Annotated in this window: 13 protein-coding genes; 3 read left to right on the top strand and 10 right to left on the bottom strand. The window is 71.8% G+C overall.

Annotation, left to right across the window (positions count from 1 at the left end):
- Positions 1 to 34 precede the first annotated feature (34 nt).
- The 3 genes from galK to galT are packed head-to-tail and all read right to left on the bottom strand — an operon-like array spanning position 35 to position 3,245.
- Positions 35 to 1,195 carry a galactokinase gene (galK, locus tag ACZ6KF_RS25160; protein WP_469158723.1) on the bottom strand — a complete coding sequence of 387 codons (1,161 nt, stop codon included), beginning with the start codon at positions 1,193 to 1,195 and terminating at the stop codon, positions 35 to 37.
- Positions 1,195 to 2,163 carry a UDP-glucose 4-epimerase GalE gene (galE, locus tag ACZ6KF_RS25155; protein WP_356628296.1) on the bottom strand — a complete coding sequence of 323 codons (969 nt, stop codon included), beginning with the start codon at positions 2,161 to 2,163 and terminating at the stop codon, positions 1,195 to 1,197. Before galE ends, galK begins: the two co-directional genes overlap by 1 nt.
- A complete protein-coding gene (gene galT / locus ACZ6KF_RS25150; protein WP_469240461.1) occupies positions 2,160 to 3,245 on the bottom strand; it encodes a galactose-1-phosphate uridylyltransferase in 1,086 nt (361 codons plus the stop codon). Before galT ends, galE begins: the two co-directional genes overlap by 4 nt.
- 225 nt (positions 3,246 to 3,470) lie before the next feature.
- On the opposite strand from galT, the gene ACZ6KF_RS25145 reads away from it, so the two are divergent.
- A complete protein-coding gene (locus tag ACZ6KF_RS25145) occupies positions 3,471 to 5,150 on the top strand; it encodes a sodium:solute symporter family protein (protein WP_356628517.1) in 1,680 nt (559 codons plus the stop codon).
- Positions 5,151 to 5,183: 33 nt separating this feature from the next.
- Positions 5,184 to 5,504 (top strand): hypothetical protein, encoded by a 321-nt coding sequence (locus ACZ6KF_RS25140; RefSeq protein ID WP_469158721.1) that lies wholly within the window; start codon positions 5,184 to 5,186, stop codon positions 5,502 to 5,504.
- Between the two features lie 32 nt (positions 5,505 to 5,536).
- Here the strand turns inward: ACZ6KF_RS25140 and ACZ6KF_RS25135 are convergent, their stop codons facing one another.
- The 4 genes from ACZ6KF_RS25135 to ACZ6KF_RS25120 form a co-directional block, all read right to left on the bottom strand.
- Positions 5,537 to 6,289 carry a helix-turn-helix transcriptional regulator gene (locus ACZ6KF_RS25135; RefSeq protein WP_469240459.1) on the bottom strand — a complete coding sequence of 251 codons (753 nt, stop codon included), beginning with the start codon at positions 6,287 to 6,289 and terminating at the stop codon, positions 5,537 to 5,539.
- 235 nt (positions 6,290 to 6,524) lie between these two features.
- Complete coding sequence (locus tag ACZ6KF_RS25130) at positions 6,525 to 8,249, bottom strand: outer membrane protein assembly factor BamB family protein (protein ID WP_469240457.1); 1,725 nt, start codon at positions 8,247 to 8,249, stop codon at positions 6,525 to 6,527.
- 60 nt (positions 8,250 to 8,309) lie between these two features.
- Entirely contained in the window at positions 8,310 to 10,142 is a 1,833-nt protein-coding gene (locus tag ACZ6KF_RS25125; protein ID WP_469240455.1) for an outer membrane protein assembly factor BamB family protein, read from the bottom strand.
- A 209-nt stretch (positions 10,143 to 10,351) separates the two neighbouring features.
- Complete coding sequence (locus ACZ6KF_RS25120; protein ID WP_356628284.1) at positions 10,352 to 12,157, bottom strand: ABC-F family ATP-binding cassette domain-containing protein; 1,806 nt, start codon at positions 12,155 to 12,157, stop codon at positions 10,352 to 10,354.
- Positions 12,158 to 12,315: 158 nt separating this feature from the next.
- Here ACZ6KF_RS25120 and ACZ6KF_RS25115 point away from each other — a divergent pair, with 158 nt between their 5' ends.
- Positions 12,316 to 12,906, top strand: coding sequence for a Uma2 family endonuclease (locus tag ACZ6KF_RS25115; RefSeq protein ID WP_469158777.1), 591 nt, complete (start codon positions 12,316 to 12,318; stop codon positions 12,904 to 12,906).
- A gap of 3 nt (positions 12,907 to 12,909) precedes the next feature.
- Here the strand turns inward: ACZ6KF_RS25115 and ACZ6KF_RS25110 are convergent, their stop codons facing one another.
- From ACZ6KF_RS25110 to ACZ6KF_RS25100, 3 genes are all read right to left on the bottom strand, one after another.
- Positions 12,910 to 13,803 carry a 4-(cytidine 5'-diphospho)-2-C-methyl-D-erythritol kinase gene (locus ACZ6KF_RS25110; RefSeq protein ID WP_469240453.1) on the bottom strand — a complete coding sequence of 298 codons (894 nt, stop codon included), beginning with the start codon at positions 13,801 to 13,803 and terminating at the stop codon, positions 12,910 to 12,912.
- Positions 13,800 to 14,666: a 16S rRNA (adenine(1518)-N(6)/adenine(1519)-N(6))-dimethyltransferase RsmA gene (gene rsmA / locus ACZ6KF_RS25105; RefSeq protein ID WP_469240450.1), complete on the bottom strand. Its 867-nt coding sequence runs from the start codon at positions 14,664 to 14,666 to the stop codon at positions 13,800 to 13,802. Before rsmA ends, ACZ6KF_RS25110 begins: the two co-directional genes overlap by 4 nt.
- Positions 14,667 to 14,743: 77 nt before the next feature.
- The gene (locus ACZ6KF_RS25100) at positions 14,744 to 15,613 is read right to left on the bottom strand and encodes a TatD family hydrolase (RefSeq protein WP_356628278.1); all 870 of its coding nucleotides are present in this window, start codon (positions 15,611 to 15,613) and stop codon (positions 14,744 to 14,746) included.
- Positions 15,614 to 15,647: the final 34 nt, after the last annotated feature.

The following is a 15,647-nucleotide window of genomic DNA, read 5'->3' as shown; positions in this document are numbered from 1 at the left end:
CGGGCGGCACGAGCCGCCCGCCGGGGCAGCCGATTCAGCCGGGACCGAGGCGGCGCGCGCCCGCCGCCGGGACCGCCTCGAACACCCGCGGGGCGGTGAACCCGGCCGCGGCGAAGGCCTCTTCGACCGCCTTGGTGATCGCCTCGACGTCCCCGGCCTCGGCCAGCACGATCGCCGACCCGCCGAAGCCGCCGCCCGTCATCCGCGCGCCGAGCGCCCCGGCGCCGAGCGCGGTGTCCACGACCAGGTCCAACTCCGGGCAGGAGATGCGGAAGTCGTCCCGCAGCGAGGCGTGCCCCTCGGTCAGCACCGGCCCGATGGCGCGGGTCTCGCCCGACTCCAGCAGGGCGACGACGCGTTCGACGCGGGCGTCCTCGGTGACGACGTGCCGCACCAGCCGCCGTACCTCCTCCTCGTCGCCGAGCCGCTCCAGCGCCGCGTCCAGTTCGCCGTGGGGGATGTCCCGCAGGGCGTCGACGCCGAGGAGGGCCGCGCCCTTCTCGCAGCCGGCGCGGCGCTTGCCGTACTCGCCGGTGCTGTGCTCGTGCTTGACCTGGGTGTCGACCACGAGCAGGCGCATGCCCTCGGCGGCGAGGTCGAAGGGGATCTGCTTCTGGGAGAGGTCGCGGGTGTCGAGGAACAGGGCGTGCCCCTCGGTGCAGCACGCGGAGGCGGTCTGGTCCATGATGCCGACGGGCGCCCCGACGTAGACGTTCTCGGCGCGCTGGCACAGCCGGGCCAGCTGCCAGCCCTTGAGGCCGAGTGCGTACAGGTCGTTCAGCGCGAGGGCGACGACGACCTCCAGGGCCGCCGACGAGGAGAGGCCGGCGCCGGCCGGGACGGTGGAGGCGAGGTGGACGTCGGCGCCGGTGACCGGGTGGCCGGCCTCGCGCAGCGCCCACACCACGCCCGCCGGGTACGCCGTCCAGCCGCGGTCGGTCTCCGGCGTCAGGTCCTCGACGCGCAGCTCCACGACGCCGCCCTCGACGTCGGCCGAGTGCAGCCGCAGGACGCCGTCGGTGCGGCGGGCGACGGCGGCGACGGCGGTGTGCGGCAGCGCGAAGGGCATCACGAAGCCGTCGTTGTAGTCGGTGTGCTCGCCGATCAGGTTGACCCGGCCGGGCGCCGCCCAGAGGCCCTCGGGCTCGGTCCCGTACAGCTCGACGAAGGCGTCCCGCACCTGCTGTGCCGCCACTACTGCTCCCTTGCGATCTTCTGGGCGAACTCCCACGCGTCCGCGACGATTCCCGTGAGGTCCGCACGGGACGGGTTCCAGCCGAGCCGCTCGCGGGCGGTGGCGGCCGAGGCGACCAGGACCGCCGGGTCGCCGCCGCGGCGGGGCGCGGTCACCTCGGGGACGGGGTGGCCGGTGACCTTGCGGACGGTGTCGACGACCTCGCGGACGGAGAAGCCCGCGCCGTTGCCGAGGTTGCAGATCAGGTGCTCGCCCGGAGCGGCGGCCGTCAGCGCCAGGAGGTGGGCCTCGGCGAGGTCGGCGACGTGGATGTAGTCGCGGACGCAGGTGCCGTCGGGGGTCGGGTAGTCGTCGCCGTAGACGGAGATGGCGTCGCGGCGGCCCTGGGCGACCTGGAGGACCAGCGGGATGAGGTGCGACTCGGGGTCGTGGCGCTCGCCGAAGTCGCCGTAGGCGCCGGCCACGTTGAAGTAGCGCAGCGACACGGCGGCCAGGCCGTGGGCCGCGGCCTCGCCGGCGATCATGTGGTCGACGGCGAGTTTGGTCGCGCCGTAGGGGTTGGTGGGCTGCGTGGGCGCGCTCTCCACGATGGGGATCTGCTCGGGTTCGCCGTAGGTGGCGGCCGTGGAGGAGAACACCAGCCGGCGCACGCCCGCCTCGCGCATGGCGGTGAGCAGGGCCATGGTGCCGCCGACGTTGTTGTCCCAGTACTTCTCGGGCCGCACGACCGACTCGCCGACCTGGGAGGAGGCGGCGAAGTGCAGGACGGCGTCGTAGGAGGAGTCCAGCCATTTGGCGGCGTCGCGGATGTCGCCCTCGACGAAGGCGGCGCCGGAGGGGACGCCCTCGCGGAAGCCGGTGGAGAGGTTGTCGAGGACGGTCACCTCGTGGCCGGCCTCCAGCAGGTGCTGGGCGACGACCGACCCGACGTAGCCGGCGCCGCCGGTGACCAGGTACTTACCGCTCATGAACTCGCTACCTCTCGCAGTCGCTCGGCCGCGTGCTCCGGCGGCACGTCGTTGATGAAGACGTTCATGCCGGACTCGGAGCCCGCGAGGAACTTCAGCTTGCCGGAAGTGCGGCGGATGGTGAAAAGCTCCAGGTGGAGCGCGAAGTCGTCACGGGTGACGCCGTCGAACTCCTCCAGCGCGCCGAACGGCGCCTGGTGCCAGGCGGCGATGTACGGCGTCGGGGGCTCTCCCGCCCCTTCTCTCCCTCCACCCCGCCCGTCGAAGATCCGGTCGAAGCGCCTCAGAAGTTCCAGATAGACCCGGGGGAATTCCGAGCGCGCCGCCTCGTCCAGGCCGAGCAGGTCGGGGACGCGGCGGCGCGGGTAGAGGTGGACCTCGTAGGGCCAGTGCGCGGCGTAGGGGACGAAGGCCACCCAGTGCTCCGTCTCCAGGACGACCCGCTCGTCTGCCAGTTCCCGCTGCAGCACGGCGTCGAAGAGGTTCTCCCCGCCGGTGGCCTCCTTGTGGGCGGCGACGGAGCGCAGCATCAGCGCGGTGCGCGGGGTGGTGAAGGGGTAGGCGTAGATCTGCCCGTGGGGATGGCCGAGGGTCACGCCGATCTCGGCGCCGCGGTTCTCGAAGCAGAACACCTGCTCGACGGAGGACAGCTGGGACAGCTCCGCCGTGCGGTCGGTCCACGCCTCCAGCACGAGCCGCGCCCGGTCCTCGGTGAGGTCGGCGAAGGAGGCGTCGTGGTCGGAGGTGAAGCAGACGACCTCGCAGCGGCCGGAGTCGCCGGCCAGCGAGGGGAAGCGGTTCTCGAAGACGACCACGTCGTACGACGAGTCCGGGATCTCGCTCAGCCGCTCGCCCTGCGTGGGACACAGGGGGCACTCGTCGGCGGGCGGGTGGTAGGTGCGGCCCTGGCGGTGCGAGGCGACGGCGACCGAGTCGCCGAGCAGCGGGTCGCGCCGGACCTGGGAGGTGGTGACGGTCCGCTCCAGCGGGCGGCGGTCGGCCGCGTCGCGCACGGTGTCGTCGCGCAGGTCGTAGTAGATCAGCTCGCGACCGTCGGCCAGCCGGGTCGAGGTCTTCTTCACCGCGGGGTCCCCATTCGCAGTACCACCTGCCATCGAACAGAACATTCAACAGAACTCAACATACCAAAACACAACTCACCACACCACTGGCAACATCACAATCAATCAAAGTTCGACACGGGACGTGTTCAATTGGCGAACACAGAGGCATAGGTTCCGCCACGGATCAGTTCAGGAATCAGTTCCGGCTCAGTTCCCGCAACGAAGCGAGTGCGTATGGAAACCCTGGAAACCCCCACATACCTGGCAGCCGAGCTGCGGCTTCCCACCAACTGGCTCGACTACACGATCCTCGGCATCTACTTCGTGGTCGTCCTCGGCATCGGCTTCGCCGCCCGCCGGTCGGTCAAGACCAGCCTCGACTTCTTCCTCTCCGGACGCTCCCTGCCCGCCTGGGTCACCGGCCTCGCGTTCATCGCGGCCAACCTCGGCGCCACCGAGATCCTCGGCATGGCCGCCAACAGCGCCCAGTACGGCGTCTACACCACCCACTGGTACTGGATCGGCGCCATCCCGGCCATGGTCTTCCTCGGCCTGGTGATGATGCCCTTCTACTACGGCTCCAAGGTCCGCTCGGTCCCCGAGTTCCTGCTGCTGCGCTTCGACAAGGCGGCGCACCTGCTCAGTTCGGTCCTGTTCGCCTTCGCCGCCATCCTGATCGCCGGCGTCAACCTCTACGCCCTGGCGATCGTGGTCGAGGCGCTGCTCGGCTGGCCCGAGTGGGTGGCGATCGTGGTCGCCGGCTTCTTCGTCCTCGCCTACATCACCCTGGGCGGACTGTCCTCGGCGATCTACAACGAGGTGCTCCAGTTCTTCGTGATCCTCGCCGCGCTCATCCCGATCACCGTGCTCGGCCTCAAGAGCGTCGGCGGCTGGGACGGCCTGTCCGACTCGCTCACCGAGTCACGCGGCGGCGACTTCATGACCTCCTGGGGCGGCACGGGCATCGGCAGCGACAACCCGCTCGGCGCCAACTGGCTCACCATCGTCCTCGGCCTCGGCTTCGTCCTGTCCTTCGGCTACTGGACCACCAACTTCGCCGAGGTGCAGCGCGCGCTGTCCGCCAAGAACCTCTCCGCCGCGCAGCGCACCCCGCTCATCGCCGCCTTCCCCAAGATCTTCATCGTCTTCCTGGTGATGATCCCCGGTCTGGTCGCCGCCGTGCTCGTGCCGAAGATCGGCACCCCCGAGTCCGACCTGCAGTACAACGACGCCATCCCCTATCTGATGGAGCAGCTGCTGCCCAACGGCGTGCTCGGCATCGCGGTGACCGGTCTGCTGGCCGCGTTCATGGCGGGCATGGCGGCCAACGTGTCGTCGTTCAACACCGTGTTCACCACCGACATCTGGGCGAAGTACGTGGTCCGGGGCCGCGAGGACGCCTACTACGTGCGGTTCGGGCGGCTGATCACCGCGATCGGCGTCATGGCGTCGATCGGCACGGCGTTCCTGGCGTCGTCGTTCTCCAACATCATGAGCTACCTCCAGACGCTGTTCTCCTTCTTCAACGTGCCGATGTTCGTGGTCTTCATCATCGGCATGTTCTGGAAGCGGGCCTCGATGAAGTCCGGTTTCTGGGGGCTGATCGCCGGCACCACCGCGGCGATGGTCAACTACTTCGTCCTCTACAAGCAGGACATCGTCGACATCCCCTCCGACCAGGGCGCCAACTTCGTCTCCGCCATCGCCGGGTTCGTCGCGGGCGCGGTCGTCATGGTCGCCGTGTCCCTGTTCACCAAGCCCAAGCCCGCCGAGGAACTCCAGGGCCTGGTCTACGGCACCGTCTCCCCCGGCATGGCCGAGCCGCCCGCCGCCGGCGACGACGCCTGGTACCGCAAGCCGGCCCTGCTGGGCTGGGGCGCCGTGATCCTCGCCGCCGCCTGCTACATCCCGTTCTCGTTCTGACGGACGGCACCACGACTGGGAGGATGGACTGACATGTCACACGAGTACGGCTACTCCGAGAAGGACGTCCAGCGGGAAGTCACCGAGCTGGAGGGCAAGTCCGCCACGGCCGCCCGCCTGTTCGACATCCGGCGCATCATCGGCGGCCTGTTCGTGCTCTACGGCGTCATCGTCACGATCGCCGGCCTCACCGACGACGACGCGGCCATCGACAAGGCCGAGGGCGTCAACATCAACCTGTGGACCGGCCTGGGCATGCTGCTGCTGGGCCTGTTCTTCCTGATCTGGCTCAAGCTGCGCCCGATCGCCCCGCCCCCGCCGGACGCCGTACCGGACGACCGCCGCCCGGAGTGATCCACGCCCGGCGCCACCGGGGCCGCGAGCCGCTACGACTCCGGCCCCGGGGCCGCTCGCGGTCCGAGCCCCGGTCCCGGCGGCCGACCGTCCTGCCGCCCCTGCCGGTCCTGCCGGGGCAGTGAGCCCGCCCGGTCCAGAAGGCCCGTGCGGGCCGCCAGGGCCGCGGCCTCCAGGCGGGAGCCGACGCCGAGCTTCATCAGGACGCGCTGGACGTGGGTGCGGGCGGTGGAGGGGGCAATGCCCATGCCGGCCGCGATCAGCCGGGTGTCCTCGCCGTCGGCGACCCTGACCAGGACCTCGACCTCGCGCGGGGTGAGCATCTGGAGCAGGCGCCGGCCCTCGTCGTCGGGCTGGGCCGCAGGGTTCAGCAGCTCCGCGAACGCCCCCTGCAGCAGCTGCGGCGCGACGGCCACCTCCCCCGCCCGCGCCTTCACGATCGCCCGCTCGACGCCCTCGATGCGCTCGTCGTGCCGCACATAGCCGGACGCCCCCGCCGCGAACGCCGCCGCGATCCCCCACGGGCTCGGCACCGGCCCCAGCACCACCACCGCCACCTGCGGACGCTCCCGCTTGATCCGCACCACCGGGTCGAACGCCCCCGGGTCGGCGGGCGCGGCCGTACCCAGCAGGCACACCTCGGGCGCCCGGGCGATCACCAGCTCGGCCGCCCCCGCCGCCGGCGCCGCCGCGGCCAGCACCCGGTGGCCGCGCAGTTTCAGCGCCGAGGCCAGCGCCTCGGCGAGCAGCCGGTGGTCGTCGACCACCATGAGCCGCACTCCCATCGAACCCCCCAGTCCCCCCGGCGGGCGCGCCGGACGCTCCCCAGGTCCGGGCCGCCCCCCCGCTCGTCATGCCCCCGGAAGCTACACGCAAGTCGGGCTTCGCGCTGCCCCTACTCATGAGATCTGCCCTGAACCGCGGTCTTTCGCTCCGCGCGCGCCCGCCATGCACCACGCGCGCGGCCCCGCACCCCCGGTCGTGCGGGGTGCGGGGCCGCGTTCGACGGCGCGAGGACGGTCAGCCCTTGGTGCCGAAGCCGATCGCCAGGTACCGCTTCTCACCGGTGCCGTAGTTGCTGGCGTACACCTCGGACATGAACAGGCGTCCGTTGCGGAAGCGCAGCTCGGCCGTGTCGGGGAGCATGCTCATCTCCACGTCGCGCACCGCCTCGGTGTCCGGGTTCTGCATCAGCTTGACGGCCTTGAAGCTGCCGCCGTCGATGCTGAGGACCTGCCCGCCCTCGTCGTAGGGGGGACGCTTGTACGCGATCACGTTGCCGCCGTCCATCCGCAGCGGGGTGAGCGTGTAGCCGTCGCCCGCGACCAGACGCTGGCCGGTCTGCTTGCCGCGGGCCAGGTCGAACGCGATGATCTCGTTGGTCTTCTTCAGGTCGGCGCTGCCGTCGTGCTCCTCGGTCGGCAGGTACAGCCGGTCGTTGCCGACGACGACGCCGGAGCAGTTCTCGATCCGGGTGATGCCGTCGCACTCGGCGGCGTACTCCTCGCCCGGCGCGGAGATGCGGGCGCGCAGCTGCCCGGTCTTGTTGTCGATGGAGAAGAAGTCGGAGATGCCGCTGCCGTCGCCGGCGGAGTCGCCGACGTCTGCGGCGACGACCAGCGGGTCGGTCGACACGACGCTGGCGTAGTCGATGCCCTCGGTCATCTTGTACTCGGAGACGACCTTGCCCGTCTTGTGGTCCAGGGTCTGGATGTTGAGCTGGTAGGCGCCGTACGAGCCGCACTTGCGGACCGCGACCAGCTTGGGGCCGCCGCCGTAGCCGGCGTCGTGGCAGGTGTCGCCGACCTTCGGCGTCCACAGCGCCTTGCCGGTGGCGATGTCGAACGCGGCCCCGCCGTCGTGGCTGCCCACGGCGACCGTGGTCGCGCCGACGGTGACGTTGTCGAAGCTGATGGTGTCGTCGCCGGCGGCGGCCGTCTTGGTCCACAGCTTCTTGCCGGCGTCCAGGTCGATCGCCGCGATCTCGCTGCAGCCCTCGAAGCCGTCCTTGGCCGGCATCTTCGGCTGGTGGATGATCGCCGTCCTGTTGTCCTCGGTGATGTGCGGCGTGGTCTGGCAGACCGGGCCCGGCAGGTCGATCGTCCACTTCTTGGCGCCCGAGTCGGGGTCGTAGCCGACGATCTCGGCGATGCCGCTCTTGGCGTACACCGTGTCGGTGAGCCAGGAGCCCTCGACGACGACCGACTCGCCCTTCTCCACCTCGGGCTGCGGCACCTGGAACAGCACCCGGGACTTGACGTCGGCGGGGACCTTCTCGTCGCCCGTCGTGGACGTGCCGCCCTCGCCGCCCTTGTCCTCGCCGCCGCCGGTGGCGCCGCCGCTGCTCGCGGCGACGTCGTCCTTGCCGTCGTCCTTGCCGGAGGAGTACCACACGCCGCCGCCGATGATCAGGGCGATGGCGACGACGGCGGCGACGATGATGGCGACCTGCGCGTTGATCTTCCGCTTGCCGCCGGGTGCGCCCGGATACGGCGCCATCGGCGTGGTCGGGGGCTGCGGGTAGCCGTAGCCGGACTGCTGCCCGTAGGGGTTGGGCGCGGCGGAGGGCTGCTGGGCGTACGGGTTGTGGCCGGGGGCGGGGGTCGGGGCGCCCGGCGGCTGCGCCGGGTAGCCGTAGCCGGGCTGGGGCGGCTGGGCGGGCTGCTGCGGGGTGTGCGGGTAGCCGTAGCCGGGGCCCTGGGGCTGGCTGGGGGGCTGGTTCGGCGGGGGCGGCGGCTGGGTCATGACGGTGGGTTACCTCGTGGGACGGGAGCCGGAGGGGTGGCGAAGGCGGTTGCGCGGGCGTCAGTTGCCGTAGGAGAGCATCAGCTTCTCCTTGGCCTCGTCGTCGCCGTTGAGCCGGGTGGTGGAGAGGTAGAAGCGGTTGTCCGCCCAGGCGAGGTCACGGGAGAAGAAGCCGCCCTCGACCTCCGCGGCGCCGACCGGGTTCTGCATCAGCGTCTTCGGCTCGTGGCCGGCGCCGGCCGTCGCGATCGACACGATCCGCCCGCCCGCGTCGTACGACGGCTGGACGTACGCGATCAGGTTCCCGCCCTCGACCTGGAGCGGCAGCATCGTCTCGTCCGCGGGGGACTCGACGCGCCACTTCTCCTTGCCGGTGGACAGGCTGACGGCGACGACCTCGTTGGCGGCGGCGGTCGCCTTGGTCGGCAGGTACAGCGTGTCGGCGTCGGCGGCGACGCCCAGGCAGCCGGTGAGGTTGCGCTGGAGGATGCCCCAGCCGCACTCAGGGGCGAACTCCTCGTCCACCTCGACCTGGGAGCGCAGGCCGCCCCGGTCGTCGATGGTGGAGATGTTCCAGGCGTTCTTGTCCTCGTTGGTGCTGTAGACGACGAGCGGGTCCACGGAGTAGGTGCGCAGGATGCGCCAGCCCTTGTCGAACTTCTGGGTCCACTTGACCTTGCCGGTCCGCGGGTCCAGCTCCTGGATCTCCTCGTGCTCGGTCTCGGTGCCCGCGCCGCAGGACGCCACCGAGATCAGCTTCGCGCCGCCCGCGAACGCGGTCGGGAAGCAGGAGTCGTCGTACTTCTTCTTGTCGAACAGCTTCTTGCCGCTGGTCACGTCGTACGCCGTGCCGGACTGCGAGCGGCCCACCATCAGGGTGTCGCCGGCCAGGGACAGCTCCACCGAGAGCGCGCTGTCGAACAGGGCGCCGTCCTCGACCTCGGCCTGCCAGCCCTGAGTGCCGGTGTTGAGGTCGATCTGCGCGAGCCGGTTGCACTTGGCGCGGTCGCTGGAACCGCTCATGTACGCGACGACGATCTTGTCGTCGGCCGTCTTCTGCGGGGTGGCCGCGCAGATCTGCTCCTGGAAGCCGACCGGTTCCCAGGTGGGCTGGCCGTCGCCGACGTTGAAGGCGAACAGCTGCTTGTAGGCCGCCTTGACCGCCGTCTTGTCGGTGATCCACATGCCGGGGGCGTCGGCGCCGTCGGCCGGGGCGTCGGGGGCGTCCTTGTACCAGAGCACCTTCGACTCGCCGGGCTTGCGGCCGTCGTTGAGGTTCTCCGGGTCGTCGCCGCCCTTGCCGTCGCCGCTGCCGTCGCCGGGGTTGACCGGGGTGCCGGAGGTCTTGGGCGCGGGGCCGTCGCTGGTCTTGGCGACCGGCTTCTTCGCCTTGCCGCCGTCGTCGCCGGTCACGGCGTAGACGGTGCCGCCGATGACGAGCAGGGCGGCCACGGCGGCGGCGACGGCGAGGGCGGGCTTGCCCTTGAAGGGGTTGCGCGAGCCGCCGCCGGGGGGCGGGGTGGGGGCGCCGGGGTACGACGGGGACTGCGGGTGGCCGTAGCCGGGCTGGGCGGCGTAGGGGCCGGGCTGCTGGGGCTGCCCGTAGGGACCCTGCTGGGCGTACGGGCCCTGCGGGGCATAGGGCCCGGCGGGCTGCTGCGGCGGGCCGTAGGGGCCCGGCTGCTGAGGCTGCCCGTAGGGGCCCGGCTGCTGAGGCTGCCCGTAGGGGCCGGCGGGGGGCTGCTGCGGGTAGCCGTAGCCCGGCTGCGGGGCGCCGGGCGGGGGCGTCGCCCGGCGCGGGTCCTGGGCAGCGCCGAAGCCCTCCTGCGGGTCCTGCGGGGCTCCGAAGCCTCCCTGCGGCGGCTGCGGCGGCTGGCTGGGCGGCTGGGTCATCGGCGGTTCCCCCTTGTGACGATGTGGCCCGCGCCGACGGCGCTGCGTTTTCGCCACACCCGTGTAGCTCATGAATCTCAGACGGTTTTCAGACGGCCCTTTCTATCACCCGGCGCCGACAGCACAGCGGGCCGCGTCCGCCCCTGTTCCCAAGGGTGGACCGGCCCGTGATGCCCCTGTTACGCGCCTTCACGCGTCCTTCACGACGGTCACGCGTCCTCGGCGAGTTCGAGCCAGCGCAGTTCCAGCTCCTCGCGCTCGCCCGCCAGCCGGCGCAGCTCCGCGTCCAGTTCGGCCACCTTCGCGAAGTCCGTGGCGTTCGTGGCGATCTGGTCGTGCAGCTTGGTCTCCTTCTCGGAGATCTTGTCCAACTGCCGCTCGATCTTCTGGAGTTCCTTCTTCGCCGCGCGCTGGTCGGCGGCGCTCTTCTCGGCCGCGGGCCGGGCGGGGGCGGTGGGCGCGGAGGCGGCGGCGGCCTCCTCCATGCGGCGGCGGCGCTCCAGGTACTCGTCGATGCCGCGCGGCAGCATTCGCAGGGTCCCGTCGCCGAGCAGGGCGAACACCCGGTCGGTGGTGCGCTCGACGAAGAACCGGTCGTGGGAGATCACGATCATCGAGCCGGGCCAGCCGTCGAGGACGTCCTCCAGCTGGGTCAGGGTCTCGATGTCGAGGTCGTTGGTCGGCTCGTCGAGGAAGAGGACGTTGGGCTCGTCCATGAGCAGGCGCAGCAGCTGGAGCCTGCGGCGCTCACCGCCGGACAGGTCGCCGACGGGCGTCCACTGCTTCTCCTTGTTGAAGCCGAACGTCTCGCACAGCTGACCCGCGGTCATCTCGCGCCCCTTGCCGAGGTCGACGCGCTCGCGGACCTGCTGCACGGCCTCCAGGACCCGCCACGCCGGGTTGAGTTCGGCGACCTCCTGGGAGAGGTAGGCCAGCTTGACGGTCCGCCCGACGGTGATCCGCCCGCCGGCCGGCTGGGCCTCGCCTCCGGTGCGGGCCGCCTCGGCCATGGCGCGCAGCAGCGTCGTCTTGCCGGCGCCGTTGACCCCGACCAGGCCGATGCGGTCGCCGGGACCGAGCTGCCAGGTGACGTGCTTGAGCAGCACCTTGGGGCCGGCCTGGACGGTGATGTCCTCCAGGTCGAACACGGTCTTGCCGAGCCGGGAGGAGGCGAACTTCATCAGCTCGGAGCTGTCGCGGGGCGGCGGCACGTCCTTGATCAGCTCGTTGGCGGCCTCGACGCGGAAGCGCGGCTTGGAGGTGCGGGCCGGGGCGCCGCGGCGCAGCCAGGCCAGCTCCTTGCGGACCAGGTTCTGCCGCTTGGTCTCCTCGGTGGCGGCGATCCGCTCGCGCTCGGCGCGGGCGAAGACGTAGTCGGAGTAGCCGCCCTCGTACTCGTGGACGACGCCGCGCTGCACGTCCCACATGCGGGTGCAGACCTGGTCCAGGAACCAGCGGTCGTGGGTGACGCAGACCAGCGCGGAGCGGCGCTCGCGCAGATGGTTCGCGAGCCAGGAGATGCCCTCGACGTCGAGGTGGTTGGTGGGCTCGTCCAGGACGATCAGGTCCTGCTCCTCGATGAGCAGCTTGGCGAGCGCGATCCGGCGCCGCTCGCCGCCGGAGAGCGGTCCGATCACGGTGTCCAGCCCTTGCGGGAAGCCCGGCAGGTCCAGCCCGCCGAACAGCCCGGTGAGCACGTCCCTGACCTTGGCGTCGCCCGCCCACTCGTGGTCGGCCATGTCGCCGATGACCTCGTGGCGGACGGTGGCCGCGGGGTCGAGGGAGTCGTGCTGGGTGAGCACGCCCATGCGCAGGCCGCCGGAGTGGGTGACCCGGCCGGTGTCGGTGTCCTCCAGCTTGGCCAGCATCCGGATGAGCGTGGTCTTGCCGTCGCCGTTGCGGCCGACGACGCCGATGCGGTCGCCCTCGGAGACGCCGAGCGAAATGCCGTCGAGGAGGGTGCGGGTGCCGTACACCTTGCTGACGTTCTCGACATTGACCAGGTTGACGGCCATTTCACTCCTGTGCGCGGGGGTGGGTCAGCCTTCAAGCGTAGGGCCTTGCGGGGGTGGGTCAGCGCACGCGGAGATGGTCACTCTTTGTGATGACATGATCGCTGATCGGCCGCTAACGTGGTGAGCAGGCAGCAGGGATCCCGTCCATGGGAGGAATCATGATCGCCGAGCCCGTAGAGCACCGCGTCCAGTGGCCGGTGCCGCCGCAGGACGGCTACACCGTGGACGACCTGTCCAGCCTGCCGGATCTCCCGCCGCACACCGAATTGATCGACGGGAGCCTGGTCTTCGTGAGTCCGCAGCGCCGTTTCCACGGCAACACGATCTTCCTGCTCGCCCTGGGCCTGCGCAGCAGCCTGCCGGACGAGTACAGAGTCAGCCAGGAAATGACGGTCGTCCTCGACAAGAAGAACGGACCCGAAGCCGACATCATCGTGGTCCGGCGTGAAGCCGTCACCGGTCCGGACCAGACGAGCTTCCCGGCGAAGGACGTGGCGCTGGCCGTCGAGGTCGTCTCTCCCGACTCGGAGTCCCGGGACCGCACGACCAAGCCGCTGAAGTACGCCACCGCCGGGATCGAGCACTTCTGGCGGGTGGAGATGGGGGCGGACGGCAGGCCCGTGATCCATGTGTACGAGCTGGATCCCGTGACCGAGGCCTACGTGCACGCCGGCATGCACCGCGACCGCCTCAAGGTCGACCAGCCCTTCCCCGTCGACATCGACCTCACCGAGATCGACCGGCTCTGACCCTCACAGCACCGTCGCCCCGGGCGCCGGCCCCGTGGCCGTGCGCACGTTCCTGCACGTGCCCGACGCTCGCAGCGACCGCGCCACCTCCTGCGCCGACTCGGCGTCCGCGGCGAGGAACGCCGTCGTGGGCCCCGACCCCGAGACCAGGGCCGTGAGGGCGCCGGCCCCGCGGCCCGCCTCCAGGGTCCGCGCCAGCTCGGGGAAGAGGGACAGCGCCGCCGGCTGGAGGTCGTTCGAGACGGTCGCGGCGAGGGCCTTTGGGTCGCCCTTGGCGAGCGCTTCGATCAGGTCCGGCGAGGCGACCGGGGCGGGGATGTCCGTGCCCTCGGTCAGCCGGTCGAACTCCCGGAAGACCGCCGGGGTGGACAGCCCCCGGGACGCCACCGCGAACACCCAGTGGAACGTGCCGCCGACCTCCAGCGGCGTCAGCTTCTCCCCGCGCCCGGTGCCGAGGGCCGCGCCGCCGATCAGGCTGAACGGCACGTCGCTGCCCAGCTCGGCGCAGATGTCGAGGAGTTCGCCGCGGGTCGCCCCCGTGCCCCACAGGGCGTCGCAGGCCAGCAGCGCGCCCGCGCCGTCCGCGCTGCCGCCCGCCATGCCGCCGGCGACCGGGATGTCCTTGGCGATGTGGAGGTGCACGTCGGGGGCGAGGCCGTGGCGCTCGGCCAGGGCGAGGGCCGCGCAGGCGGCGAGGTTGGTGCGGTCCAGGGGGACCTGGGCGGCGTCCGGGCCCGCGCAGGTGACGCGCAGCTCCTCGGCCGGGGTGGCCGTCACCTCGTCGTGGAGGCCGACCGCCAGGAAGACGTTGGCCAGGTCGTGGAAGCCGTCGGGGCGGGCGGCGCCCACCGCGAGCTGGACGTTCACCTTGGCCGGGACGCGTACCGTCACGCTCACTTGCCGGACTCCTTGTGCTCGGCGATCCGCGCGAACTCCTCCACCGTGAGGGCCTCACCGCGCGCCTGCGGCGACACCCCGGCGGCCACCAGCGCCGCCTCGGCCGCCGCCGCCGACCCGGCCCAGCCGGCGAGGGCGGCGCGCAGCGTCTTGCGGCGCTGGGCGAAGGCGGCGTCGACCACGGCGAAGACCTCGCGGCGGGACGCGCTCGTGGTGAGGGGCGCGGAGCGGCGGACCAGGGAGACCAGTCCGCTGTCGACGTTGGGCGCGGGCCAGAAGACGTTGCGGCCGATCGCGCCGGCCCGCTTCACCTGGGCGTACCAGTTGGCCTTCACGGACGGCACGCCGTACACCTTGGAGCCGGGGCCGGCCGCGAGCCGGTCGGCGACCTCGGACTGGACCATGACGAGGGTGCGCTCGATGCTCGGGAACGTCTCCAGCATGTGCAGCAGCACCGGCACGGCGACGTTGTACGGCAGGTTGGCGACCAGCGCGGTCGGGGCCGGGCCCGGCAGCTCGGTCACCTGCATGGCGTCGGAGTGCACCAGCGCGAACCGGTCGGCGCGCTCCGGCATCCGCGCGTCGATCGTCGCGGGCAGGGCGGCGGCGAGGACGTCGTCGATCTCGACGGCGGTGACCCGGTCGGCCACCTCCAGCAGCGCCAGCGTGAGCGAGCCGAGCCCCGGGCCGACCTCCACGACCACGTCGTCGGGGCGGACGTCGGCGGTGCGGACGATCCGGCGGACCGTGTTGGCGTCGATGACGAAGTTCTGTCCGCGCTGCTTGGTGGGACGCACGCCGAGGGCCGCCGCCAGCTCACGGACGTCGGCGGGGCCCAGCAGGGCGTCGGGGGAGGTGCTCACGCGACAAGCCTAGCCGCGGGGCGACGGTGGTCCCGGCGGGCGGGGTCGGCGTCGGCGGCCGCTCGCCGGTGCTCCGGTCAGTAGCCGAAGGCGCGGGCCGTGTTGGCGCCGAGCGCGGTCGCCATCGCGTCCTCGGCGATGCCCCGCACCTGCGCCATCGCGCGCACGGTGACGGGGACGAGATAGGGCGCGTTGGGCCGCCCGCGGTAGGGCACGGGCGTCAGGAACGGCGCGTCCGTCTCCACCAGCACCAGCTCCAGCGGGGCGAGGGCGAGGGCGTCGCGCAGGTTCTGGGCGTTCTTGAAGGTCATGTTGCCGGCGAAGGACAGGTAGTACCCGGCGCGGGCGCAGACCTCGGCCATCTCGGCGTCGCCGGAGTAGCAGTGGAAGACGGTGCGCTCGGGGGCGCCCTCCTCCTTGAGGACGCGCAGTACGTCGGCGTGGGCGTCGCGGTCGTGGATGACCAGGGCCTTGCCGTGCCGCTTGGCGATCTCGATGTGGGCGCGGAACGAGCGCTCCTGCGCCGCCTTGCCCTCCTCGCCGGTGCGGAAGTGGTCGAGCCCCGTCTCGCCGACGGCCTTGACCTGGGGCAGCGCGGCCAGCCGGTCGATCTCGGCGAGCGCCTCGTCCAGCGCCGCGTCCCCGCCGGGTAGGCGCGCGCCCTGTCGGGACCACCCGTCCGGATCGCCGTGCACGATGCGGGGCGCCTCGTTGGGGTGCAGGGCGACGGCCGCGTGCACGGCGTCGTACGCCGCCGCCGTCTCGGCCGCCCACCGCGACCCGGCGACGTCGCACCCGACCTGCACGACCGTCGTCACCCCGACGGACGCGGCCTTGGCGAGCGCTTCCTCGACGGTCCCGTCCTGCATGTCGAGGTGGGTGTGCGAGTCGGCGACGGGCACCCGCAGGGGCTCGGGCAGCGGCGGAGCTTCGGCGTTGGACGGCATGACCCCGATCCTACGAAAGGGCCGACGAGGCCCG

It is taken from the genome of Streptomyces sp. NPDC046379 (genome assembly GCF_055587785.1).
The sequence above is the reverse complement of the archived record's forward strand: the minus strand, read 5'-3'. Positions and strand labels throughout refer to the sequence as shown.

Coding starts and splice junctions, on each gene's coding strand:
- ACZ6KF_RS25140 (WP_469158721.1), top strand. CDS start 5,184: ATGTCACACGAGTACGGCTACTCCGAGAAGGACGTCCAGCGGGAAGTC.
- galE (WP_356628296.1), bottom strand. CDS start 2,163: ATGAGCGGTAAGTACCTGGTCACCGGCGGCGCCGGCTACGTCGGGTCG.
- ACZ6KF_RS25115 (WP_469158777.1), top strand. CDS start 12,316: ATGATCGCCGAGCCCGTAGAGCACCGCGTCCAGTGGCCGGTGCCGCCG.
- ACZ6KF_RS25130 (WP_469240457.1), bottom strand. CDS start 8,249: ATGACCCAGCCGCCGCCCCCGCCGAACCAGCCCCCCAGCCAGCCCCAG.
- ACZ6KF_RS25100 (WP_356628278.1), bottom strand. CDS start 15,613: ATGCCGTCCAACGCCGAAGCTCCGCCGCTGCCCGAGCCCCTGCGGGTG.
- ACZ6KF_RS25120 (WP_356628284.1), bottom strand. CDS start 12,157: ATGGCCGTCAACCTGGTCAATGTCGAGAACGTCAGCAAGGTGTACGGC.
- ACZ6KF_RS25135 (WP_469240459.1), bottom strand. CDS start 6,289: ATGGGAGTGCGGCTCATGGTGGTCGACGACCACCGGCTGCTCGCCGAG.
- ACZ6KF_RS25125 (WP_469240455.1), bottom strand. CDS start 10,142: ATGACCCAGCCGCCCAGCCAGCCGCCGCAGCCGCCGCAGGGAGGCTTC.